The following is a 23053-nucleotide window of genomic DNA, read 5'->3' on the forward strand; positions in this document are numbered from 1 at the left end:
AATTACCCTTGTGCCTCTTTTTGTTCCAGATTAACCGTCATACCGTTACGGACACGCTGGAGGCCTTTAGTCAGTACTTGATCATCGGCAGTAATGCCTTGTGCGATAATCACTCCGTGTTCAGTCTGTGGGCCAAGAATAACGTTGCGACGCTCTGCAACATTTTCATCTTGCAGTACCATCACAAAATCACCTTCCAAATCACTTTGAACAGCACGTCGTGGAATAACCAAACGCTGAACCGGAGTCTTCTCACGCAAGAAAACCTGTACATGTTGGCCCGGCAACAAGGCTTGATCGGGATTGGCAAAACTTGCGCGCATTGCAATAGTGCCGGTGTTCAAATCAATTCGGTTACCGACAAAATCCACTTCACCAAGTACTGGATACTGCTTGCCGTTGGTCAATGTCATCACAACTTCGACTTCGTTGCGTCCTTTGCCTGAACCATCTAGCGTATCAATCCCAAAGTCCAATCGCTGGCGTTCACTCATGTTAAATGTTGCATGAATGGGGTCTAGGCTAACCAAGGTTGTGAGCACGCCCGAGCTTGGTGAAACCAAGTCACCAATGCTGACTTGACTGTCGCTGATACGACCAGAGAACGGAGCGGTTATTTGGGTATAGGATAAATCGACCTCGGCCGATTTCACCTGCGCTTTAGCCAACTTAAGTTGCGCTTCGGCATTGAGTTTTTCAGCGGTTAGGCGGTCAAACTCGGACTGGCTAATACTGCCTTTTGGCAACAAGTTATTGCCGCGTTCCCAATCCAAGTTTGCCCGCTTAAGCGTTGCCTCAGCCTGTGAAATCGATGCATTGGCACTAGCAAGGCGAGCCTCATAGGCAGCAGGCTCAATTTCAAACAATAACTGGCCTTTTTCAACCCAATCTCCTTCGGTGAATAACCGAGACTTCAGATAGCCTGACACTTGTGCTGTTATGGCGACATCTTCGTACGCCTCAGTTCTACCGACAAATTGCTTGCCTTGCTGGTAATCAATAACTGTCACAGGCTGCGCTGAAACCAACGGGCTCATTCCTGCAGCAGGTCCAGATGCCTTATCCCCACACCCCGTCAGCAAGACTGAACTTACCATGGTTGCGATTATCAGTTTTTTCTTCATATGCCGACCCAAATCAGATGATGTAACAAATAATATTTGTTCTTGTTAATCCCAAACTAATACCATTATCTTTCGCCAATATTTATCTTGAGAGAAATATGGCGCAACTGGCTTTTTTTAGTAGACTAAAAATTACCATTATGCCTTTAATACAAGCTGAACAATGCCCAGTAATAAAAGCAATATACTGGGCTTGTGTATCAAAATGTTTCAAATGATGTATTTGTTTATCTCATTCTCTTCTGAAAATTGAATTAACTTTCAACTCAATCAGTTACATGGATGCATTTATTCCTAAAGGGTATTTATATGGATTATTTCCCAGTTTTCCTGGCAATTAAGGATAAGAAAACAAGCGTAATTGGTGGTGGTGAAGTCGCGTGCCGCAAAGTTGATTTATTACGAAAAGCAGGCGCGAAAATATCTATTATTTCCCCGTCACTTCATCCCTATTTAGCAACACTGGCTAAGACCGGAGCAATTGACTGGATTAACAGTATCTATACACCTGATTTACTCGAGGGAAGCTGGCTGGTATGGGCAACTACAGACAACAGCACGCTGAATCAACAAATTTGTGACGATGCAGCACGCAGAGGCATCTGGGTGAACGTGGTAGACGACAAAGATAAATGCCAGTTTATTACCCCGTCGATCGTCGATCGCAGCCCGATTCAAGTTGCCATATCAAGCGGAGGGGCATCCCCTGTTCTAGTGAGGTATCTACGGGAAAAATTCGAAACAACCCTCCCACAAAACTTAGGCATGATAGCCAATTATGCCGGACAGCAGCGTGACAGGATAAAATTTACTTACAATAGCGTTGATGAGAGAAGACGATTTTGGGAACACTTTTTACGCCACCCACAAGTAGAGGCAGCTAAAGACGAAGCCACACTAGAAACCCTGTTTAAGCTGTTGCTCGACTCCGACTCTATCAGTAACGGAGCTGCCCTCTACCTGATTGAGACCAACCATGATCCTGAACGCCTCAGTCTAAAAGCACTGCGACTGATGCAACAATCCGAAATGGTGCTCTTCCCCGGTGATGCCGATGATATTTTTGTCGATTTATGCCGGCGTGACGCAGAGCGTATGCCATATACTCTCGATAACGTTGCCGAACTAGTGGAAACAACACTGAATGAAAAGTGCCGAATCTGTATCTTAATCGACAAAGCAGAAACAGCATCCGTCATCAGCGCGATAGAAGAAACCGTCACCCTTGAGACTCATGTTGAACACGTCAGCTGCCAATAATCTTTACAGGCGAAAAAAATGCCGCTTTAAGCGGCATTTTTTATAAGTCGTTAACGCTTAGTTCTCTTCGCAGAGTTCGGTATCCGGCTTGTTGAGCGTCTCTTGCAACCACACCCCGCTTGCCTTCATTGCAAAGCCGAACACACCGCCGAGTAACAGCGATGGAACCACTAACTGCCAATCCCCAGCTGCGGCAAATGTCGCACAAGAACCAATAAAAGTACCTGGTATGTAGTTAAGAATATTATGTTTAGCCTGAATGCACATAAAGAACGCCACCACAGCTGTGACAACGTAACCAACAATATCAATGCCAACCCACGTAGACAGGTGAATAATCACCATTGCCCAAAATACGCCACTAAGGTTGGTTGCAATACTCAGCCCTAGGCCTTTCAGACCGTCTTTTGGCGATGCAAAGTAACTCGTGCACCCCAAAAAACCCGCCCAAGACAATAAGCCCAAAGACACGGCTACCCAGCCCCATACACCAGATAGAATCCCCGTTGTGATCGCGATTGCTGCTAACACTGACATGACAGTTCTCAATTACCTTTAAATTGGAAACAGTTTATCGAATCATTAACGGCAGTAAATAGATCAAAATCACCATTTTAATGAAAAAAAAACTAACAACACACCGAATACGTGATAAATAGCACACTAATAGTCATATACAATCAACTACAAAGAATTAATACTGTTCCTCACAATAAACCCAGCGTTTACAGTAATAAACAATCAATCTCAGATAATCTTGCTGTAGCTTGGTCAATAGCGTTTAGTGCATAATATTATGAGTATTCCCCATCCCCCCAAGGAGACTTCATGGGACCATTAATGCTCGATATCGCAGGCTATGAGCTGACAGCTGAAGACCGCGAAATCATTGAACATCCAACGGTTGGTGGCATCATCTTCTTTGCCCGCAACTATCATGATAGAAAACAGCTTAGAGCATTAACTAAGGACATTCGCCAAACCGCCAAGCGGCCTTTACTTATCACCGTGGATCAGGAAGGTGGTCGAGTACAGCGCTTCCGTGACGAGTTCACCTTACTTCCGCCCCCACAGGCATTTGCCGAGAGCCTTAATGGCCTTGAATTGGCACAGGAAGGCGGTTGGCTAATGGCCGCTGAATTACTGGCTATGGACATTGACCTCAGTTTTGCACCGGTTCTTGATCTTGGTTTTGACTGTAAGGCAATTGGCGATCGCGCATTCTCAGATAAACCGGCAACGGTTGCCCGCTATGCCGCGGAATTTATCAAGGGTATGAAGCTTGCTGGAATGGCTGTAACAGGCAAACATTTCCCAGGTCATGGTGGGGTCATTGCCGACTCTCATCTCGAAACACCTTATGATCCTCGTGATATGATCAAAGAGCACGACATGACTGTCTTTAAAGCGTTACTAGAGCAAAACTTGCTTGATGCGATGATGCCAGCCCATGTTGTATTCAATCATTATGACAGTGCTCCAGCTAGTGGTTCTGAATACTGGTTAAAGACCGTGCTGCGGACTGAACTTGGTTTTGATGGGGTGATCTTCTCTGACGATCTCAACATGAAAGGTGCTGACGTACTCGGCAGCTACAGTGAACGAGCGATTGCGGCCCAACAAGCCGGATGCGATATGGTTTTGTTATGTAACAACCGTGAGGGTGCTATTCAGGCTCTTGATGGTTTACCACAAGCCCAAGTAAAACGTCTCGAAACACTACTTAAAAAGCCAACCGGTGAGTATCGTGATCTTATCGCCACTCGAAAATGGCAAGAAACCTCTGAGCGCATTGGCCGCCTAAGCCAAGAATGGAAAGAAAAGCACAGCTAATTTTCCTCCTCTAGGATACAAACGATTCAGGGCAGCTCAGTACTGCCCTTTTTTATCCTCATCTCTTATCTCTGCCTCTCATAACAAATGCAACCTCACTCACATATCAATAAAGCATAAATAAAAGACGTTGATTTCCATAGGAAACTCTCAATATAGTTTAGACACAAGCTGCATACCTATAAAGAGAGTCAGTATGGATACTAATACTCCGCTTCTGAACATCCGCACAATCAAGCCCCGTGACTATGACGAACTTGCTGCACTGATGAACCTTGTATTCAAAGATGTGGGGGGAGCATGGCCGCAAATGACAATCATGGACTTGATCCACCAATTTCCTGATGGCCAGATCTGTATTGAAGATAACGGAAAAATCATAGGTGCAGCCCTAACCATCAAGGTGGAATACAACCGCTTTTCACTCCCACATATCTATACCGATATAATCAATGAACAAAATATCATTCAGCATCAGGCTAACGGTGATGCGCTGTATGGATTAGATGTCTTCGTCCACCCCGATTACCGTGGCCTCCGGCTCGGTCGACGCCTTTACGATGCCCGCAAAGAGCTTTGCCGCAGCAAGAACCTGAAGGCAATATTGGCGGGTGGAAGAATACCTGAATACCACAAGGTTGCCGACGAGCATTCTGTCATCGAATATTTAGAGAAGGTCAAACGTAAAGAGCTGTATGATCCGATTCTCTCTTTTCAACTTGCTAACGACTTTGATGTAAAACGACTGATGCAGCATTACCTACCCGAAGATGAAAAATCATGTGGTTATGCAACATTACTGGAGTGGAACAACGTTTTTTACGAAGAAGAAACCCCTTCAATTCTGGATGTTGATAAAACAGAAGTACGCTTAGGGATTGTTCAGTGGCAAATGCGCAAGATGGTCTCCGTTGACGACTTAATCGATCAGGCCGAATTCTTCATATCATCACTTTCCAACTATCAGGCGGACTTTGCCCTACTACCTGAATTTTTCAATGCCCCACTCATGGGCTTGAAGCCAAACCACAACTCTGTCGATGCTATTCGCTTCCTCAGCGAGTTTACCGATGAAATCAAACAGCGTTTTTCGCAGCTTGCCGTCACTTACAATATCAATATTATTGCCGGTAGTATGCCGCTGTTAGAAGAGGGACACCTCTATAACGTCTCTTACTTGCTTCACCGTGATGGCAGTATTGATGAACAATACAAACTTCATATCACACCGCACGAAAAACGAGACTGGGTGATAGATGGCGGCGAAAAGGTTCAAGTCTTTGAAACAGATGCAGGTCGTGTCGGCATCCTTGTTTGCTATGATGCTGAATTTCCCGAGCTCGGCAGAATGTTGGCAGAACAAGGCGTCCAAATTATTTTTGTTCCCTTTTGGACTGATACCAAAAACGGATATCTCCGAGTCAGGCTGTGCGCCCAAGCCAGAGCCATTGAAAACGAATGTTATGTTGCTATCGGCGGCAGTGTTGGCAACCTGCCTAGAGTAGATAATGTTGATATTCAATACGCGCAGTCAGCTGTCTTTTCACCGGCTGATATCTACTTCCCCCATGATGCAATTATTGCTGAGGCCAGCCCTAATACTGAAATGATTATTTTCGCAGATGTCGAATTAGATAAACTAAAATACCTCAACACCGAAGGTTCTGTTACAAATCTTCGTCATCGACGATTAGATCTCTATGGCCAATTCACAAAAGCGGCAATAGAATAACTCGAGACATCAAGTATAAGGGCAAGTTATCTTGCCCTTATACCAACACCACAGCACAAGGTGATGACGCAACTATAGATTTACAATAATAAGCGAAATCCCGAAACTCCATTGGTTTACCAAAATAAAAGCCCTGTTGTAACACTACCCCACGATTGGCAAGATATGTAGACTGCTCACACGTTTCTACACCTTCCGCAATCATCTCCATTCCGGCTTCCTTGCCAAAAGCAATAATCGAATCAAGCAGCGATAATTTAATATCCGATGTACCGATAGTTTCAACAAACATTTTGTCTATCTTCAAGCTGCGGATATTCAATTGTTGTATATAGCTAAATCCACCATAGCCTGTACCGGCATCATCAAGTTTTACGTCAATGCCCTGATCTCGTAGTTGCTCAATCACATTAGAGGCCATCGCCAAATCAGTAAATCGCTTACGCTCAGTCACTTCGAATGCAATCTGATCAGGCGAAATATTACTTTCTTCAAGTAATGCCAGCGCGCGCTTCATGACATCGGGATGCTCCAGCTGATCTGGGACAATATTTATACTGATAACCTGTCTGGTTTCTTGCCAATTTAATTTATCCATTTCACGAGCAGCTCTCGAGAGCAACTGTTCAGTAATAGGAAATATTTGTCCGCTCTTTTCAACATAGGGTATAAATTCCATTGGTGATATCATATCACATCCCGGTCGCTGCCAACGGGCAAGCATTTCACACCCATAGAGTGAGTTATTTGAGACATTGACAATCGGCTGGTAATAAGGAATAAACTCTTTTCTTGCCAACCCCTGCTCAACTAATGAATGAAGAGATAAGCGTCGAGTTAAAAACAACCTATAGGTCGCCACAAATATCATGCCAAATGTTGCACCTAATAATAACAATGGCAGAATTGCAGCTTGCTCATAGTGATTCATCAATCTTGGGCTTACATATATATCCACCCTCAAACCATTATCATAAGTTGAACTCAATAATGGTTCCTGCTCCAATAGACTCGCATCACCACGAAAAAATGAAATATTTGAATTTTCAGTAGACGTGAGTCTCGTTAAAACACAATCATCACAATATATATTTCTTAAACTATCAACAATCAATGGCTCAAGATATACAAACATTGAACCTAAATGATTTTTCCATTCAGCAACTATTATTTGCTGCTTATCATTTAATTCATTGACTACCCACAGCGATATATTTTTATTGACGTTATTAACGAGTGGTTTCATCGCTCTATCGCTTTCAATAGTATCAAAGCTAGAACATTTGATCCCATTTTTAAGCTGTAGTGATATGCGGCGAATCATATAATCACTGTAGCTTATTTGTTCTAAGTAATGTTGATCGTCTTCACTGCAGTCGAACCGAAACTTTTCACTAAGTGCATAGAGAGAATCAGGGTACCGCTCTACTCGATTGGAATAAGTCGACAAGAGTTCTTGGGCATCGTATTTTAACATTGTAGAAATGTAAGTACGAGAAGCAATCCCCGTGAACATCAACGCAAACGATGCGCATAACGTAATAACAACTACGAAAAACAAATAACCGTTAGGCTGACACTGCTTAGCCAGTCCATTGTGATTTGATGTTTGTCGTTCTAAAATCAGCCTCATACTACCAACAAGCCCAGCATCCTACGCTAACAAGATTCGCTATTGCTCCAACATCTGGGCGCAACTTGCTATCCCGTTGAATTACCTTAAGAAATTAACAGCAAAAACCACTAATGACCACAAGCATATTCAACAATATTGGTATTGATTTAAAACTATTGACCTAGATCACAACAAACGTACAGACATGCGGAATAGTAAACTGTAGTAACCGATTACATTATTATCGGTTACTACCATGCAATAAATGCCTTTCAGCACATTTAAAGAGACTTGCTTGAATAATCAATACCTTTACAGCATTTCTTCTCACGAAGAACGACGTAAGCACCACCGATAATAAAAGCAATGACTAGCAACGTTTCCATCATTACAGTAAACCTTTGAAAAATTAAAAATAAGGGGTTGTCCAAGGTCTAAAAAATGCCTCTAAACGGCACTTAGAAGCAATTTTTAGACAGGAATAAGATACCGTAATTTGCCCTAAAATGCACGCTGGAGTTATTTTTTTGTGAAAAACAGAACAAATTTACTGAATAATTAATGACATTCCCATAATTCGATAAAATCATCAGGTAAACTCGGAAAAACCGTCACATTGTATTACTTTCTCTCCATCCCCCGTCAATCACCACTTGTGATATCAAGGATTTCCGACTCTGTTCCCTTCTTTGCAAAAACGTTCATCTCACTTAACAATCAATTATCAAGCGCATCAATAACCACTGAAACATGGCAACAACTTATGATAGATACTCGAGATTTAACAGACTAACAACGTTAACCCGCACAACGGATCTCGACAGTATTTCCCTCTGGATCATTGATATACAATGAACGGCCAAAACCGCCAGCACCATACCTAACGGTAAACTCTCCAACTTCTATTCCACCAGCCTCCAAACATCGGCAAATCTCGACTTCCTCCAATGGCTTTATTTGAAGACAGAAATGATCCATATTGTTACCTTGATGAGTGGGGGCTCCTCCACCTTTCCTGCCCAGATTGCTCTCCACATCAACCAAGTCGATCAAGGCGTTCCCTGCTCTCAGTTGTGTCAAACCTAATGCTTTCTCTGTTTCGCGCTCTATCTGACAACCCAGCACTTGAACATAAAATTCAAGCATCTCAGTGAGCCGGGTTGTGCGTAGAACAATATGATCAATACCTGTTGCTTCTATCACTGGATAACTACCTAGAGACAAACTCCTCATTAAAATTTAGTCGCTCATCTCACTTATACCCAAATTATCAAAGGTGGAAACAGCGTGGGCATTGAGATAAAAATCGTGCAGATAACATAAAACCCAGTACAATGCTGACCGCTTTTATATCCACCGCACCAGCAGGCACAAAGATTGAAACTCAGTAAACGTCTAAAACAAATCGAATCAATGGTGACTTCAGACTATAGCCATATCTGGGATTGCTGTTGCGATCACGGCCACCTAGGTACCGCCCTCCTTACCCGTAACGCTGCTCAGTATATTCACTTTGTTGATATCGTCCCTGAACTTATCGAGACTCTTGAAAACAAGCTACAGCATTTTCATGAAGATTCTGAAACACATTGGGAAGCTCTGTGTCAGGATGTTTCTACTTTGCCACTCAGCCGCTACAAAGGCCGCCAACTCATTATCATTGCCGGCGTTGGTGGGGATCTCATGACAAAATTTATTGAGGACTTGCATTTACACCACCCAAAAGTGGATGTCGACTTTTTACTGTGCCCTGTTCATCATCAATTCACGTTAAGGAATAAGCTCAATTCATTGGGTTTTAGTTGCAAACAAGAAGCATTGGTCGAGGACAACCAACGTTTTTATGAAGTAATGTTGGTATCTCCCCCTAGAACAGACCGGGATATTGATAAATTATCGGCTGTCAGCCTTGTAGGCGAATCATTCTGGCTGTCCGCAATACCAGAAGAAGATACCATTGCACAAAAATACCTCACAAAGACACTGGCTCATTATCAGCGAATCCAGCAAGGCAAGAAGGTAGACGTACAGCATATTATTGATGCTTACAATGCAGTAACCATATCATGAAGTAACTAGGTAAAATTAGGCCGCGGCCCATGCAGCGGCCAATGGAGAAGCGACCCTTTTATTTCTTGCTACCACGATATGGAAGCAATGAGCAATCACAAGGTATCGTTGGTGAATCACAATAGTTTGTTGGAATACAATCTATGACATCGGGTTGGCAGTAGCAATCACAGGTTTCTAAACAATTACGCCAACGACGCTTTCTTTTTTCTTTTCTATCATTCTGGCTCTCGATCAAATAAACCGTTCTACAATCTTGAAACCGCTTTCTAGCCAAAGGCAAGCTTTTCACTACACCATGCTCAATGACTAATTTACGGATCGCTTCCGAACAAGAATCCCCTTGACGATAATATGCATGGGCACATCGGTACCCTTTATACGGCGATATATAGCGCTGATAAAAACGAATTAATACGACTACCGCACGACGCATCCGTCATTCCTCATCTAAAGACAATACTTACTAAAAATTTTGCGGAAATACTATCATAAAAAGACATAACTTTACTTACGTCGTCTCCATTCCCGCAATAAAAAAAGCCCACCTCCAATTACACCACTCACAATGCATATTTGATGGAGCTGCGAAATACTCACAACACCATGCAGAAAATTCAGTGTTCCAAATGGATACAACAAATTCACATCAACGTGCATAACACTATCAATCAATACATGACTAAATGTGCCAATAAAGGCAGTGATGAACGCAATTTTCCAAGATATGGGGGCATAGCAATCCCAGCGCATGATTCTTAACCCTAACTCTCCCAAGGGTTTTCCTGTTATTGCCGCAATGATAGCAATAACTGCCGCCCCCAATAGAGAATGAGATGTACCATGCAACTCACCGTTGTACCCAAGCATCACCAGCAATGGCTGAATATCGATAAGAATTTGCGACCACCCGAAAACAGTCACAGAAAATGTTCGCCCTAGTGCCGCTTTCATGACCAGGCTTGGTCCCATATGTAACGGTGTAAACGGCATGACCTCATCCTAGTTCACATCTGAAATTCATTGTGCGCTAGAATACCAAGAAAGAAGTCCTTAACCTTGCCACCTTATTAATTTTGCGAGTGATGTAGAGTTAAGATGAACTTTATACATAATTTACAGCTTAGATAACTATTTTTAAAATATAACTTATACCTATCACTGTAAGCTATTGATTAAAATTAGTATAGGATAATAATAAACAACTAGCAGATTTTATATAACTGGTTATTCTACATTAAAAATGCTAATTCCGTTGTCGAGTATTTAAACAAACTAGAGTGATTAATTATTTACTACGATGGCATTACTAGTATGAAAAAAGGGAGAAGCAATGCTTCTCCCCCTATTTTCAAGCAGCGATATAACTTACAACCAACGTGCCTGGCCGGTAAATGATACCGATAGCCAAGCATCACCGAGTTGCTCAGACAAAGATTCCCAGAGCACTTGACGTACCTGATCCTGACGCTTAGTCGTCCAGAAATTATCATCTCTAACTAAGATATTCACCTCAAGATCATACTGACGACCAGTTTTCGCCAAATGATGGGTATAATCCTCAAAGTGATATTGTTTCGATAGTTTTTCAATCACACGATCAACATTTTCCTGAACATCATCTTGTGGTGCCACCAACAAGACTTCTTTCAAGTTGCGTCGTAACACGCTAATCGGCAATACAGCAGCTGCTAGTGATAGTGTTGAAACCAAAATTGGGTCCACATAGCGGTTCCACTGCGAATAACCAAATTGATCCATGATCATGACAAGAACAAAACCAACCAGGATTGCTGCACTCAGAATACCATCGATCAACCACTCCTGAGAGTCGACTCTCACAAGCTCAGACTGCTCGCTTTTCGCAATATGAATTTCAGTAAAATATATCGCAAAGCTACAGAAGGTCGATAGCACCGCGTAGATCATGGCGTGCTCTAGCACAATTTCATGACCTCCGCTGACAATGGTTTGCACACCATTGATAAACGCCAAGATACAGGTAATGAGGATGAGCAAGCCATTGACCACGTTAATTAACGGTTCAAGGTGCGCATATCCAAATTGGAAATATTCATCATCAGGTTTTGAGACGAGATAAGCGGTATACAGGCTCAAGCCAGTCATACCCATACTCAACAATGAAAACATGCCGTCAAGCAGAATCGCATCGGATCCGACATACAATCCGTAGCCAACGCCCAAGCTAGTCAGTAGTACCGTACCGGCAAGGGACATCTTAAGGGCCATGCGCTCTTTACTAATTTTACGGCTAGTAGCCATAATTTCCTCCTGTTATTACTCTATTTGCAATTTCAATTGCGGTTATTTACAACTTGCACATCAAGTGCAAACCTATAATGCAACACATACGTTACATATATACTACTATCACAGCTCACGAAGATGAACAAGTTCGTGGCTGTCATCATGCTGATCGATCAGACTAATTTTTCAGAACATTTTCATCAAGCCAGCGCGAAAAAGCACTGGCTTGCAAACCTGAATGCAATGCCGATTGCTGCTTTCCTTTCTTGAACGCAAGCACACTTGGTACCCCACGCAAACGGAAACGCTGTGTCAGTTGCTGATGTTTGGTCGCATTTATCCGAATAAAGCGTATTTTTTCACTACGCTGCTTCGCCATTTTTTCCACGACTGGCTTGAAGGCTTTACAAGGTGCACAATTGTCTGACCAAAATATGGCGACAACAGGTCGAGGTGACTGTGTCATTGCAAGAAACGTTTGAGCGTCTACATCAACGACAGTGCCATCAATCGCCATTTTTTGGCAAGACGGGCATAATGGGGAGTTTGATAACGAATTGACTGTAAACGAATTACGTTGATTACAGTGCGGGCAAACAAGAATAAAATTAGACATAAATCACACATTAGAAAGGCTAAAATATATACCTAATCACCTTGTAAAAGCAATCAACAAATCTCGTTATATCACCAAATATGAACGACTAGTGTATATCATCGCTTTTCCGCTCTGTCTCTCGGCGATCCTCAACGCTCATGGTGCGTTCTTTTGTAATTGTAGTCGCTCAATATCACTATAAAAATTAAGCATTTTTGCGCGACTTACACTGTACTCAAAACCAGACCCATCACAGAAATTACTCTGGTTGTGCAGTTCCGGACTCTTAAGACGGAGAAAACTGCATGTCGCATACTGTTCACAAGCCAGATCCCTCTCTTGGGCCAACTTGCCCCAATAAGTTGTAAAGTGCTGCAATGCAAACTCAAGCTGTTCGTAATTTTCAGCACTGAGCTCTGTTCGAAGCAGCGCCAGCTCTTTTTGTCGTTCACTCATAAACTCATCAAACGATGCCGTCAATGACTTTACCCCTGACCCCGTATAGCACTTGTCCTCAACATAAATATCGCGCTGACTACTTATCCCCGCTCCCTCCTCTTGCGAAGTACAAGCCGCAACAAAAAATAACAAACCAACAGCACTGCAATACTTCATGGCATATTCCAAACTTTGTTATATAGATTTAGTGGTAGATACCAAACCATGCCTGACCGTATTAAGAAGTATGCGCAACCCGCTCTACAATTTCGCGTTATCATCTGCGGTTCTTAATCCTGACACAACGCTACATGTTATGAGATGAAAGACCACGATGCAGGGTGTACCGAAATGTTTACTCCCCAATCAACACCCACCACAAGCGAACATTAACATTCTGATTACAATTAAAACTATCAAGTAATCCAGCAACGCCCTTCTCACAACCCGATTTCTCGCCGGTTTACTGACAATTTGCTGTCCGCCTCATTTGAGGCAGCTAAAAAAGGAGCGAGTGATGAATGTACAAGCCATGCCGATGCATCGCTTCATCGATCATCGAGGTTCATTAGTACAGCCACTACCTAGTTGGGCTGACTTGGCTACCTTAAGAGATTTTTACCGCGACATGGTACTAACCCGTGCCTACGATCTTAAAGCCGTCGCCTTACAACGAACAGGTAAACTAGGAACCTACCCATCACACCTTGGTTCTGAAGCTATTGGTATATCAATTGGCCACGCCCTGCTGGCCTCTGACGTCTTCATCCCCTATTACCGGGATCTTCCCGCCATGTGGAAGCGAGGAATCGGAATGGAAAAAAACCTCCAATATTGGGGAGGTGATGAACGTGGCAGTGATTTTTCTACCAACGGTAGCCTAAGCCGAGACTTACCGTTTTGCGTTCCAATCGCCACTCAGTGTACCCATGCGGTTGGTGTAGCAGCAGCGCTTAAAATACAAGGGTACCATCAAGCAGCACTAGTAACCTGTGGTGACGGCGCGACATCAAAAGGTGACTTCCTCGAGTCACTCAACTGTGCCGGTGCATGGAACATTCCGCTGGTTTTCGTCATAAACAACAACCAATGGGCCATCTCTGTCCCCCGCTCTCTTCAGTGCGGGGCTGAACTGCTCTCCGACAAAGCCGAAGGGGCCGGTATCGAAGGCATCACCGTTGACGGCAATGATGTCGTGGCGATGTACGATGTGATCAAAGACAAATTGCACAAGGCACGTATTGGCAAAGGAGCCACCCTGATCGAAGCCATAAGCTATCGCTTAAGCGACCATACGACTGCCGATGATGCATCTCGCTACCGAAGCGATGATGAGCTGAAACAAGCATGGGATTACGAGCCTCTCACCCGTCTGCGAACGTTTTTAACCCAGCACTCAGCATGGAGCGACAAAGAACAGAATGAATGGGACGAGCATTGTAAACAGCAGATTCAAGCCGCCGTCGACAAATATCAATCTATGACCCCCCAGCCGCCTGAAGCGGCCTTCGACACATTGTTTGAAACACTGGATGATGATCTGCAACGTCAGCGTGACATGATTATCAACAAAGCGATGCGGATGCAAGGAGAGCACTATGGCTAATATAACCTTGCTTGATGCTGTGAACCTTGCTCTACACCATGAGATGCAGCATGACTCAAACGTTGTCGTTCTCGGTGAGGATGTAGGCGATAACGGTGGTGTATTTCGTGCAACGGCAGGGTTAAAAGAAAAATTTGGTTGCAAACGGGTTATTGATACCCCCCTCGCAGAAGCCTTAATTGGTGGTATCGCAGTCGGAATGGCATCGCAAGGACTACGCCCCGTTGCTGAATTCCAATTTCAGGGGTTCGTCTTCCCTGCAATGGAGCACTTGGTTTGCCACGCTGCCCGAATCCGCAACCGAACCCGTGGCCGCCTGACCTGCCCCGCTGTCTTCCGCGCGCCTTTTGGCGGGGGAATTCACGCACCAGAGCACCACTCGGAGAGTGTTGAAGCGTTATTTGCTCATATTCCAGGAATAAAAGTCGTCATTCCATCTTCACCTCGCCGTGCTTATGGGCTACTTCTCGCCGCCATTCGAAGTAATGACCCAATCATGTTTTTCGAGCCAAAGCGCATCTATCGTACAGTCAAATCCGATGTAACCGATGACGGCTGTGCTTTGCCACTCGATCGTTGTTTTACCCTACGCCAAGGACGCGACCTAACCTTGGTAACATGGGGAGCTTGCGTCGTTGAATCATTACAAGCCGCAGAAACCCTTGCCTTGAACGGTATCGAAGTGGAAGTCATCGACTTAGCGACTATCAAGCCAATCGATATGGCAAGTATTATTCATTCACTCAACAAAACCGGACGCATACTGGTGGTACACGAAGCCTGCCAGACCTGTGGTATTGGCGCTGAAATCCTTGCGCGAATATCCGAACAAGCTATGTGCTTACTCAAAGCCCCGCCTAAACGGGTCACCGGATCAGATACCATCATGCCGTACTACCGCAACGAAGACTATTTCATGATTCAACCTGATGATATCGTTGCAGCTGCCCGTGAACTTGTGGAGGGATGGAAATGAAATCTTTTTTACTACCCGACCTGGGTGAAGGGCTCGCCGAATCAGAAATTGTCAAATGGCATGTCAATATTGGCGATGTCGTTGAAACTGACCAAGTTGTAGTTACCCTTGAAACCGACAAGGCCACCGTTGAAGTACCCGCTCCCTACAGTGGCACCATTATCAATCGTCACGGTAATGAAGGGGATATCATCGGCATCGGCAGCCTGCTGCTTGAAATCGAAGAAAATCAGTCGTCGTACACCCCACCACCAACAACAGAGCACAGTACACAATCATCAGCAGCAACCGTGGTCGGTAATGTATCCAGCCAGACCCACGATATCAACGTCGACGAATTCTGGCTCGGTCACCATGCCGAAAAACCAGAGAATCACCCTCAGCTCACGGCCATGCCATCGGCTCGAATCCTAGCTAAAAAACTCGGCGTCAAACTTGAAGTCATAAAAGGCTCAGGGCCTGACGGGGTTATCACCGACCAAGACATCTACCAAGCCTGCAGCCAACAGCCCCCCGGTACAGAAGTTCTGAAAGGGGCCAGACGCAGTATGGTGGACACCATGTCCTCATCTCACCAGCAAGTCGCTAACGTCACCCTCACCGAAGAAGCGTATTTAGAAAACTGGCACAATAATGAAGACATCACATGCCGGCTGATACAAGCCGTTGTGTCAGCCTGCCAGCAGGAACCTGCCCTCAATGCTTGGTTCGATGCGGAAACCCTGACCCGCTGCGTCCATACAACAGTAAATATAGGCATCGCCGTCGACAGCAAGCACGGACTCTATGTACCCGTACTTAGGCATGCTGACCAGCAATCTTCCGGCAGTATCCGCGAATGGCTCGACAAAACCATCCTCGGCATTAGAGAACGCAAAATAGAGCGAGAACAACTTCAACATGCCACCATTACCCTATCCAACTTCGGGGCTATCGGTGGAATTTTCGCCACCCCTGTCGTTAGCCCACCGCAGGTCGCCATTATTGGCGCGGGAAGAATTATTGAAAGGGTGGTAATGCGAAACGGCACAGTGCAAGCCATCAACGTCCTGCCATTGTCTATCACGTTTGATCATCGAGCCTGCACAGGAGGAGAAGCAGCCCGTTTCGTCACCGCCCTCGCCCGCCATCTCGAACAAGCTGATGGCAATTTTTAATTATTGAAAGTAACCGCTCAATAACCAAATAAAAAAATGCCAGTCTTACGACTGGCATTTTTTTCGCTAATTGATCATAACCCTACAGCATTAATCGTCGGCGCTTGGATCAACTGGCTTTTTCTTCTTAGGCATAAAGACATTGTCGCCCACAGCCATATTCTGGTAGAAACGTTTATCCATACGCTTCTTCGGCTTGTCTGCGCCTTGCTTCTGCTTCTTGTCAACAGGCTTCTTCGTTGTTGGCTTCTTCTTGTGGAATTGCTTCTTAGGCGCAGGTTTCAGCCCCTTGAACTTACCTTCCAGCCCTTCGATTGTCGTGAAACTAATCTGCTGCTGCAAGAAAGCCTCCACATTCTTGAAGCTCTTCCAGTCTTTTGGACCAACAAGCGAGAATGCATCGCCCTTGTTCCCGGCACGACCTGTACGGCCTACACGGTGTACATATTCTTCAGCATGCTTTGGCATATCGAAGTTAATTACATGCGATACCTTGCTGATATCCAAGCCGCGAGAAGCAATATCCGTTGTCACCAGAATCTTATGACAATCACGCTCAAACTGACTCATGATATTGTTACGCTGAGTCTGGTTCATATCACCACTGAGTGCCACTGCCTTAAGCTTACGCTCATTCAGTAAGTTGGTCAGACGATCAGTATCAGCACGGGTAGCCGTGAAGATAATCATCTGATCATACTCTTCAGTTTCGATAATCTTATCCAGCAGAGCCTGCTTGTGATCTAGGTGATCACACAGAATAAAACGCTGGGTAATATCTGTATGCTCTTCTGCTGAATGGCCAACCGAAATGCGTTTAGGCTCCTTCAGCATATCAGACGCGATGCTGACGACATCCTGATGATCCAGAGTCGCCGAAAACATCATAGTCTGGCGGCGGCGATGAGACGCTGCCTCATGAATACGGCGCAACTGAGCTTCAAAACCAAGATCAAGCATACGGTCAGCTTCATCCAGAATCAGCATTTCAAGCCCATCAAGACTTGTACTACGGTGTTCCAAATGGTCAGCAAGACGGCCAGGGGTTGCAATCACAAACATCGGGTCATTGCGTAGTGCCTTAACCTGATCGTTAAAGTTCTCACCACCTACAATCAGTGTGCCGTCATATGGCGTGCCGGCATTCAATGTACGTAGCTGGGCAAAAACTTGCTTTGCCAGTTCACGAGTAGGCGTCAATACCACTACGCGAGGGTCGCGGCGAGTAAATGGTTTGCTGCGGTACATGCGCTGCATCGCTGGCAGCAAAAATGCCAAAGTTTTACCGGAGCCAGTTTTCGACGATGCCAATATGTCTTTGCCCAGAATCCCTACTGGAATCGCAGTTTGTTGAATTTCAGTTGGTTTCTCAAACGCCAAATGGTGAAGTTTTTTGATCAGGCGTTGGTCTAATCCAAGATCGTTAAATAGCAAAATCGTGCTCCGGTCAGATGCTCTTTGCGAGCGGGTATCGTACTTTCGATTGAGTGTGACCACGAACATAACCTGCCGTGATTTGAGTCACACATCACTAAATTTGTTTAGCAGAGAATTATACCATAAATCTTTAATCTGACACGCTATATTGACCATCAAGCCTGCGGATTCTATCAGGTCACCTCAATATGCTGGCTCCAAAGTGCACTGAATTATAATCAATAACAAGTCTGTGACCGGTTTTGCATCCTATGACGAATTACTTGATCATTGATGAAAATTATAATAAAACAGTGTTCATTAAATTTATAAGCGACATAGCTTTGGCCAATAGGCTTGCTCCTAAATTGAGCCAAATAAGATCGAAAAGGATATTGCCATGCGTACACCATCAAACCACCTCTTCCCTTGCACTCTGGGGGGATTTATTGCTGCTATCATTGTCTGGTCAGGCATCAACCCAGCGTTTCAGGCGGTTTGGATCGCTGAAATCATACCTGTTGCAGCAATTTTCCTACTATTGGTTGTTACCTACCCTAAATTTCGCTTTTCAAATATGGCTTATGGCCTAATGTCTGTCTGGCTGATTATGCATGCCATCGGAGCCCATTATACCTTTGCTAACGTCCCCTTCGATTGGTTCAATGGTTTCTTCGATTCAGGCCGAAACCACTTCGACCGTGTCGCCCATTATTCTATCGGGTTCTATGCTTTCCCTATTGCGGAGTTATTAACCAGAAAACGACACTGTAACCCTGTCTTAGCATCTTTTGTTGGCTTGACCAGCATCATGGCCGTCGCTGCCGGGTATGAAATTATTGAGTGGTGGTATGCGGTGTTAGAAGGTGGCGATGCCGGTATTGAATTCCTTGGTAGCCAAGGCGATATCTGGGATGCACAAAAAGACATGCTAGCTGATACACTCGGCGCTATCACAAGTTTAAGTCTCTTCGCAATAACCAAGCCTTACCATTTGACTGAGTAACTTATTTTACAGTTATATATTCAAAATGCAGAATTTAGAGTGGGTCCAATGTATTCAATAAAAAAGACCGAACAGATAGTATTCCTGCTAAAGGTACTGTTCTTCGATTGAAATACATTGGCTCGCTTTAATTACACGATCCTTTACAATCAAAAATATTTAATTACAAGGGTACTATTGACAGGTAATTATCCTTCCCGCATATTCGAGAACACATTTAAATAATGAATAATAGAACGGTACCATCATGTTTAAAAGACTTGCATCAGAAGCGCTGGGCCTGAGTGATATTGGTCGCATTGTATCGCCAGCCGATTACGATAAAGTAGACGCAGACGATTATATTTTCCACGAAGACAATGAAAAAATTTTCTTTTTGATCAAATCAAAAAAAGATGAATATTGCTTTACCAACCGTGCTCTTATCCATGTTGATGGCGAATTAGCAATAAGCTCAAAGCGTGTATTGAAACGCTATGAATATGCTTTCAATCAGTTTTCTTCTGTCTTGCTAGAAACAGCTGGTACTATCGACCTTGACGCCGAAATCAAGTTTAACGTTGGTGAGACATATTTCTCGATCGATGTTGACAAGCAACAGATTGAACAACTAAAGGATTTGTATAAAGCCTTATTCGAAATTTCTCACTTACAGATCATTAACTCAGATCGCTTAAAAGATTCATTCCGTTCACTTGAAATAGCATCTGAATCCGTTGGGCGAATTACATCACAATCAACGGTTTCAGCTGAATTTGAGAAAATAACGCATTTCGCAGCACAGTATATGGAATCATCGAAAGAAAAGTATATTCGCGAAGATTTTTCCGAGATATTCGAAAAATATATCAACAATTAAAATATAATCTCAAAAATAAAGCCCTGCATCATCTAGCTGGGCTTTTTGTTTAAATAGCGTACTATAAATCAGGATAACCATCAGGGTTTGATGACTGCCAACGCCAAGTGTCTGCTGTCATATCATCAATAGTTCGTGTCGCTTGCCAATGAAGTTCTTCTTTCGCTTTTGCAGGATCAGCCCAACACTCAGCTATGTCACCTGGACGGCGAGATACAACTTGATAGGCAACCTCAACCCCTGCGGCTTTTGAGAATGCATCAATCATCTGTAAGACACTAAAACCATTTCCGGTACCCAAATTATAGATATGCAGACCCGCTTCGCTGCCTTTATGGGTTAGCGCCGCTAAATGACCATCAGCAAGATCCAACACATGAATATAGTCTCGGACACCCGTTCCATCTACCGTTGGATAATCATCGCCAAAAACAGATAAGAACTCACGGCGCCCTACTGCAACTTGGGAAATAAATGGCATCAGATTATTCGGAATACCTTGCGGGTCCTCTCCCATCAAACCAGACTGGTGTGACCCAACAGGATTAAAATAACGCAGCAGAGTAATGCTCATTTCCGGATAAGCATGCTGAATGTCCGTCAGACACTCTTCCACCATCAGTTTACTGCGGCCATACGGATTAGTTGCACTCGTCGGAAAATCTTCCTTGATCGGAACTGAGGCAGGATCACCATAGACAGTCGCTGACGAGCTGAATATCAAGCTACCTACACCAGCAGCGCGCATAGCCTCTACCAGTACCAATGTGCCATGCACATTATTGTCGTAGTATTCCAGCGGCTTCTCAACTGACTCACCCACCGCTTTCAAACCTGCAAAATGAATGACGGCATCAATTTTGTTTTCGGCAAATACCTTATCAAGGAATGTACGATCGCGTATATCACCTTCATAAAAAGCAGGGCTCACCCCCGTTAGCATCTCGATACGCGATAATACTGACTTTTTACTGTTATAAAGGTTGTCCAAAATAATCGGAGTCATGCCCGCCTCGATCATCTGAACACAGGTATGACTACCAATGTATCCCATACCACCAGTAACTAACACACGCATGTATCTCTCCTATCAAATCGCTTGTAGTCAAACGATAGCATATCTAAGTAACTCACTATAATATAGGAGCAATATACTCAAGCCCCCTCAAAAATCCAGCCCAAAGTCTTTTCAGTGAAATTTTTCTTATACAAATCTTATATAGGGCAATCCCAGCACAGTTGACCGCCAATGTACAAAAAACAAGCTAACTAGGCCAATGATGAAAGTTGAACATTAAAAAACTCTATACATCACAAAACTGCTCATTACATTTTTTTCATGAAAAAATTAGACATAGCCCACCCTCTACTTTAAGCTACGCCTCAAAATGCATGAAGTTGCGTACAAATGGAATAAAACGAAAGGGATAAACACTATGACGGTGATTTTTAGAAGTGATCAACTCCGTTCTGAAAACCTCGCCCACATGGAACTCGGTGCAGAAACACTAAGGCAACAACTACAAACTCTATTCCCCATTTCTGCAGTTGTTACCCTGATTATCGCCTTCGCGATTTTTGTTACCGAAAGCGCACTTGCACCAACTGCTATTACACTGATCGGAACTGGGCTTTCCATTACACTTCACTACCTAAACCTTCGCCGTAAAAATCCTTATCTGTTAATTTGGGTATTCATTGCTTTTACCTCTTTTACTTGCATTTACGATTTCTACATTCAATCAACTAATTTAGTTTCCCATACCGTTGCTCTGACTATTCCTCTTTTGTGCTTCTTCGCTCTTCGCCATCAACTAGCATGCTGGTATAGCCTACTATTTGGACTGGTATATATCGTAATGAGTGCCAGCGAAATGGCGAGCAAACAGCACCAAATTACAGAAACGCTGCAAAATCTGAGTGCCTACATCATGGTTGTTGTCATGGCCTATCTACTTGCCCAACACCGCAACGACGCTATCAAACAGGTCCAGCAAGCATCAACCACTGACTTTCTGACCGGTCTTCTTAATCGACAGGGCATGGAAGCAGCCTACCAACAGCAGGCCTATCGCAGTAACCGCTACTTAAAAGATCTCACTATGCTCTCACTTGAGATCGACGGGCTCAAAAATATCAACGACAGATACGGGTTGGAAGCTGGCGATAATGTTCTGATTATGGTCGCGAAGCGCCTTAAGCAACTCTCGAATACAGGTGACTACCTTGCAAGAGTTGGAGGTGGTGAATTCTGCATACTACAACCTGAAACCTCGTTGGATGAAGCCGAACAAAATGCACTCAACTTAAAATCCCACATAGCGGCTTGCCAACTGCATCTTGATAACGGGCAGACAATTTCAGTGACGGTAAGCATCGGCTTAACCCAAGTTGAATACCAAATGTTCAGTTTAGACTACATCAAAGTCGATTCAGCCCGACAGCGGGCGAAAAATTGGGGACGAGATCAGATAGCAATAAGCTAACTTTATAATACTTAAATAAAATCCGGTATATTACGAAAACAAACTATCTCCAAATTAGCTCAGGTGTAGGATCTACAATGACGCAGCGAACATTATGCCAATGGAAATGCTTTAGTGTTGAACAATCAGAGCATCAGCTTCCTGATGGACGGCATATCGAATTCACTACCGTTAAACACCCGGGAGCCGTGATCGTTTTACCTATAACCAATCAAGGTGATCTTGTCATGGTAAAACAGTACCGCCCCGCTATTGGCAAATGGATTCTTGAATTCCCGGCAGGGACTCTGGAGCCAAATGAAGATATTCTGACATGTGCCCAACGCGAACTCGCAGAAGAAGCCCAACTGCAAGCTCGTGACTGGCAAGCTATGGGCGACTTATTTCCCGTACCAGGTTTTTGTGATGAAGTGCAGCATGTCTACCTTGCCAGAGGATTGTCACCGGCAAACGGCGAATTAGACGAAGACGAAATCATAGAAGTGGTTACGCTAACCCCTCAGGCCTTCATAAGCAACGTCGCCGATGGTAAAATCAACGATGCAAAGACGCTGGCAACATTCCTAAAAGCGCAGGCGTCAGGTTATTTATAACGAAACGAATGAATAT

General features: G+C 44.0%; 22 protein-coding genes. 11 read left to right on the forward strand and 11 right to left on the reverse strand.

The genetic code is table 11. From position 1 onward, the window contains the following. Positions 1 to 2: 2 nt before the first annotated feature. Positions 3 to 1124: an efflux RND transporter periplasmic adaptor subunit gene (locus ABT56_RS11795; RefSeq protein WP_047879079.1), complete on the reverse strand. Its 1122-nt coding sequence runs from the start codon at positions 1122 to 1124 to the stop codon at positions 3 to 5. A gap of 309 nt (positions 1125 to 1433) precedes the next feature. On the opposite strand from ABT56_RS11795, the gene ABT56_RS11800 reads away from it, so the two are divergent. Further along, a complete protein-coding gene (locus ABT56_RS11800) occupies positions 1434 to 2384 on the forward strand; it encodes a precorrin-2 dehydrogenase/sirohydrochlorin ferrochelatase family protein (RefSeq protein ID WP_047879159.1) in 951 nt (316 codons plus the stop codon). A 57-nt stretch (positions 2385 to 2441) separates the two neighbouring features. On the opposite strand, the gene ABT56_RS11805 is transcribed toward ABT56_RS11800, so the two are convergent. Next, a complete protein-coding gene (locus tag ABT56_RS11805) occupies positions 2442 to 2921 on the reverse strand; it encodes a DUF1097 domain-containing protein (RefSeq protein WP_047879080.1) in 480 nt (159 codons plus the stop codon). Positions 2922 to 3212: 291 nt separating this feature from the next. Between ABT56_RS11805 and nagZ the strand changes: the two genes are divergently transcribed. Then, on the forward strand, positions 3213 to 4217 hold the full coding sequence (gene nagZ / locus ABT56_RS11810; protein WP_047879081.1) for a beta-N-acetylhexosaminidase: 1005 nt from the start codon (positions 3213 to 3215) through the stop codon (positions 4215 to 4217). Between the two features lie 196 nt (positions 4218 to 4413). Continuing rightward, positions 4414 to 5949: a bifunctional GNAT family N-acetyltransferase/carbon-nitrogen hydrolase family protein gene (locus ABT56_RS11815; protein ID WP_047879082.1), complete on the forward strand. Its 1536-nt coding sequence runs from the start codon at positions 4414 to 4416 to the stop codon at positions 5947 to 5949. A 37-nt stretch (positions 5950 to 5986) separates the two neighbouring features. Here ABT56_RS11815 and ABT56_RS11820 read toward each other — a convergent pair whose 3' ends face one another. Beyond that, positions 5987 to 7582 (reverse strand): EAL domain-containing protein, encoded by a 1596-nt coding sequence (locus ABT56_RS11820; RefSeq protein WP_053062463.1) that lies wholly within the window; start codon positions 7580 to 7582, stop codon positions 5987 to 5989. Positions 7583 to 8362: 780 nt separating this feature from the next. Then, complete coding sequence (locus tag ABT56_RS11825; RefSeq protein WP_047879083.1) at positions 8363 to 8767, reverse strand: VOC family protein; 405 nt, start codon at positions 8765 to 8767, stop codon at positions 8363 to 8365. A gap of 174 nt (positions 8768 to 8941) precedes the next feature. On the opposite strand from ABT56_RS11825, the gene ABT56_RS11830 reads away from it, so the two are divergent. Then, the gene (locus tag ABT56_RS11830) at positions 8942 to 9634 is read left to right on the forward strand and encodes a tRNA (adenine(22)-N(1))-methyltransferase (RefSeq protein WP_047879084.1); all 693 of its coding nucleotides are present in this window, start codon (positions 8942 to 8944) and stop codon (positions 9632 to 9634) included. 58 nt (positions 9635 to 9692) lie between these two features. On the opposite strand, the gene yidD is transcribed toward ABT56_RS11830, so the two are convergent. From yidD to ABT56_RS11850, 5 genes are all read right to left on the reverse strand, one after another. Then, positions 9693 to 10070 carry a membrane protein insertion efficiency factor YidD gene (yidD, locus tag ABT56_RS24650; protein WP_084722232.1) on the reverse strand — a complete coding sequence of 126 codons (378 nt, stop codon included), beginning with the start codon at positions 10068 to 10070 and terminating at the stop codon, positions 9693 to 9695. A 71-nt stretch (positions 10071 to 10141) separates the two neighbouring features. Then, the gene (locus ABT56_RS11835; RefSeq protein WP_047879085.1) at positions 10142 to 10627 is read right to left on the reverse strand and encodes a metal-dependent hydrolase; all 486 of its coding nucleotides are present in this window, start codon (positions 10625 to 10627) and stop codon (positions 10142 to 10144) included. Between the two features lie 375 nt (positions 10628 to 11002). Next, positions 11003 to 11917, reverse strand: coding sequence for a cation diffusion facilitator family transporter (locus ABT56_RS11840; protein ID WP_047879086.1), 915 nt, complete (start codon positions 11915 to 11917; stop codon positions 11003 to 11005). A gap of 163 nt (positions 11918 to 12080) precedes the next feature. Then, positions 12081 to 12518, reverse strand: a complete 438-nt coding sequence (locus ABT56_RS11845; protein ID WP_047879087.1) for a DUF6568 family protein — start codon at positions 12516 to 12518, stop codon at positions 12081 to 12083. 138 nt (positions 12519 to 12656) lie between these two features. Further along, positions 12657 to 13115 (reverse strand): hypothetical protein, encoded by a 459-nt coding sequence (locus ABT56_RS11850; RefSeq protein WP_047879088.1) that lies wholly within the window; start codon positions 13113 to 13115, stop codon positions 12657 to 12659. Positions 13116 to 13455: 340 nt separating this feature from the next. On the opposite strand from ABT56_RS11850, the gene pdhA reads away from it, so the two are divergent. Genes pdhA through ABT56_RS11865 form a run of 3 tightly spaced genes read left to right on the forward strand, consistent with a single transcriptional unit; the run spans position 13456 to position 16677 of the window. Continuing rightward, the gene (pdhA, locus tag ABT56_RS11855; RefSeq protein ID WP_047879089.1) at positions 13456 to 14544 is read left to right on the forward strand and encodes a pyruvate dehydrogenase (acetyl-transferring) E1 component subunit alpha; all 1089 of its coding nucleotides are present in this window, start codon (positions 13456 to 13458) and stop codon (positions 14542 to 14544) included. Then, a complete protein-coding gene (locus ABT56_RS11860) occupies positions 14537 to 15520 on the forward strand; it encodes an alpha-ketoacid dehydrogenase subunit beta (protein ID WP_047879090.1) in 984 nt (327 codons plus the stop codon). Before pdhA ends, ABT56_RS11860 begins: the two co-directional genes overlap by 8 nt. After that, positions 15517 to 16677 carry a dihydrolipoamide acetyltransferase family protein gene (locus tag ABT56_RS11865; RefSeq protein WP_047879091.1) on the forward strand — a complete coding sequence of 387 codons (1161 nt, stop codon included), beginning with the start codon at positions 15517 to 15519 and terminating at the stop codon, positions 16675 to 16677. The genes ABT56_RS11860 and ABT56_RS11865 overlap by 4 nt, the downstream gene beginning before the upstream one ends. A 90-nt stretch (positions 16678 to 16767) precedes the next feature. On the opposite strand, the gene ABT56_RS11870 is transcribed toward ABT56_RS11865, so the two are convergent. Next, positions 16768 to 18111, reverse strand: a complete 1344-nt coding sequence (locus ABT56_RS11870) for a DEAD/DEAH box helicase (protein ID WP_047879161.1) — start codon at positions 18109 to 18111, stop codon at positions 16768 to 16770. 382 nt (positions 18112 to 18493) lie between these two features. Between ABT56_RS11870 and ABT56_RS11875 the strand changes: the two genes are divergently transcribed. Together ABT56_RS11875 and ABT56_RS11880 are read left to right on the forward strand one after the other, a co-directional pair. Then, positions 18494 to 19099, forward strand: a complete 606-nt coding sequence (locus ABT56_RS11875; protein WP_047879092.1) for a DUF2238 domain-containing protein — start codon at positions 18494 to 18496, stop codon at positions 19097 to 19099. A 247-nt stretch (positions 19100 to 19346) separates the two neighbouring features. Continuing rightward, positions 19347 to 19958 carry a PH domain-containing protein gene (locus ABT56_RS11880; RefSeq protein ID WP_047879093.1) on the forward strand — a complete coding sequence of 204 codons (612 nt, stop codon included), beginning with the start codon at positions 19347 to 19349 and terminating at the stop codon, positions 19956 to 19958. A 61-nt stretch (positions 19959 to 20019) separates the two neighbouring features. Here ABT56_RS11880 and galE read toward each other — a convergent pair whose 3' ends face one another. After that, positions 20020 to 21036: a UDP-glucose 4-epimerase GalE gene (galE, locus tag ABT56_RS11885; RefSeq protein ID WP_047879094.1), complete on the reverse strand. Its 1017-nt coding sequence runs from the start codon at positions 21034 to 21036 to the stop codon at positions 20020 to 20022. Between the two features lie 358 nt (positions 21037 to 21394). Between galE and ABT56_RS11890 the strand changes: the two genes are divergently transcribed. Then, positions 21395 to 22444 (forward strand): GGDEF domain-containing protein, encoded by a 1050-nt coding sequence (locus tag ABT56_RS11890; RefSeq protein WP_047879162.1) that lies wholly within the window; start codon positions 21395 to 21397, stop codon positions 22442 to 22444. 77 nt (positions 22445 to 22521) lie between these two features. Further along, complete coding sequence (locus tag ABT56_RS11895) at positions 22522 to 23037, forward strand: NUDIX hydrolase (RefSeq protein ID WP_047879095.1); 516 nt, start codon at positions 22522 to 22524, stop codon at positions 23035 to 23037. Positions 23038 to 23053 lie beyond the last annotated feature (16 nt).

Origin of the sequence: Photobacterium aquae, assembly GCF_001029445.1 — a bacterium.
GTDB lineage: Bacteria > Pseudomonadota > Gammaproteobacteria > Enterobacterales > Vibrionaceae > Photobacterium > Photobacterium aquae.

Excerpts from the sequence above, each read along its gene's own strand:
- ABT56_RS11795 (WP_047879079.1), bottom strand. The coding sequence starts at position 1,124 with ATGAAGAAAAAACTGATAATCGCAACCATGGTAAGTTCAGTCTTGCTG.
- ABT56_RS11800 (WP_047879159.1), top strand. The coding sequence starts at position 1,434 with ATGGATTATTTCCCAGTTTTCCTGGCAATTAAGGATAAGAAAACAAGC.
- ABT56_RS11805 (WP_047879080.1), bottom strand. The coding sequence starts at position 2,921 with ATGTCAGTGTTAGCAGCAATCGCGATCACAACGGGGATTCTATCTGGT.
- nagZ (WP_047879081.1), top strand. The coding sequence starts at position 3,213 with ATGGGACCATTAATGCTCGATATCGCAGGCTATGAGCTGACAGCTGAA.
- ABT56_RS11815 (WP_047879082.1), top strand. The coding sequence starts at position 4,414 with ATGGATACTAATACTCCGCTTCTGAACATCCGCACAATCAAGCCCCGT.
- ABT56_RS11820 (WP_053062463.1), bottom strand. The coding sequence starts at position 7,582 with ATGAGGCTGATTTTAGAACGACAAACATCAAATCACAATGGACTGGCT.
- yidD (WP_084722232.1), bottom strand. The coding sequence starts at position 10,070 with ATGCGTCGTGCGGTAGTCGTATTAATTCGTTTTTATCAGCGCTATATA.
- ABT56_RS11835 (WP_047879085.1), bottom strand. The coding sequence starts at position 10,627 with ATGCCGTTTACACCGTTACATATGGGACCAAGCCTGGTCATGAAAGCG.
- ABT56_RS11840 (WP_047879086.1), bottom strand. The coding sequence starts at position 11,917 with ATGGCTACTAGCCGTAAAATTAGTAAAGAGCGCATGGCCCTTAAGATG.
- ABT56_RS11845 (WP_047879087.1), bottom strand. The coding sequence starts at position 12,518 with ATGTCTAATTTTATTCTTGTTTGCCCGCACTGTAATCAACGTAATTCG.
- ABT56_RS11850 (WP_047879088.1), bottom strand. The coding sequence starts at position 13,115 with ATGAAGTATTGCAGTGCTGTTGGTTTGTTATTTTTTGTTGCGGCTTGT.
- pdhA (WP_047879089.1), top strand. The coding sequence starts at position 13,456 with ATGAATGTACAAGCCATGCCGATGCATCGCTTCATCGATCATCGAGGT.
- ABT56_RS11860 (WP_047879090.1), top strand. The coding sequence starts at position 14,537 with ATGGCTAATATAACCTTGCTTGATGCTGTGAACCTTGCTCTACACCAT.
- ABT56_RS11865 (WP_047879091.1), top strand. The coding sequence starts at position 15,517 with ATGAAATCTTTTTTACTACCCGACCTGGGTGAAGGGCTCGCCGAATCA.
- ABT56_RS11875 (WP_047879092.1), top strand. The coding sequence starts at position 18,494 with ATGCGTACACCATCAAACCACCTCTTCCCTTGCACTCTGGGGGGATTT.
- ABT56_RS11880 (WP_047879093.1), top strand. The coding sequence starts at position 19,347 with ATGTTTAAAAGACTTGCATCAGAAGCGCTGGGCCTGAGTGATATTGGT.
- galE (WP_047879094.1), bottom strand. The coding sequence starts at position 21,036 with ATGCGTGTGTTAGTTACTGGTGGTATGGGATACATTGGTAGTCATACC.
- ABT56_RS11890 (WP_047879162.1), top strand. The coding sequence starts at position 21,395 with ATGACGGTGATTTTTAGAAGTGATCAACTCCGTTCTGAAAACCTCGCC.
- ABT56_RS11895 (WP_047879095.1), top strand. The coding sequence starts at position 22,522 with ATGACGCAGCGAACATTATGCCAATGGAAATGCTTTAGTGTTGAACAA.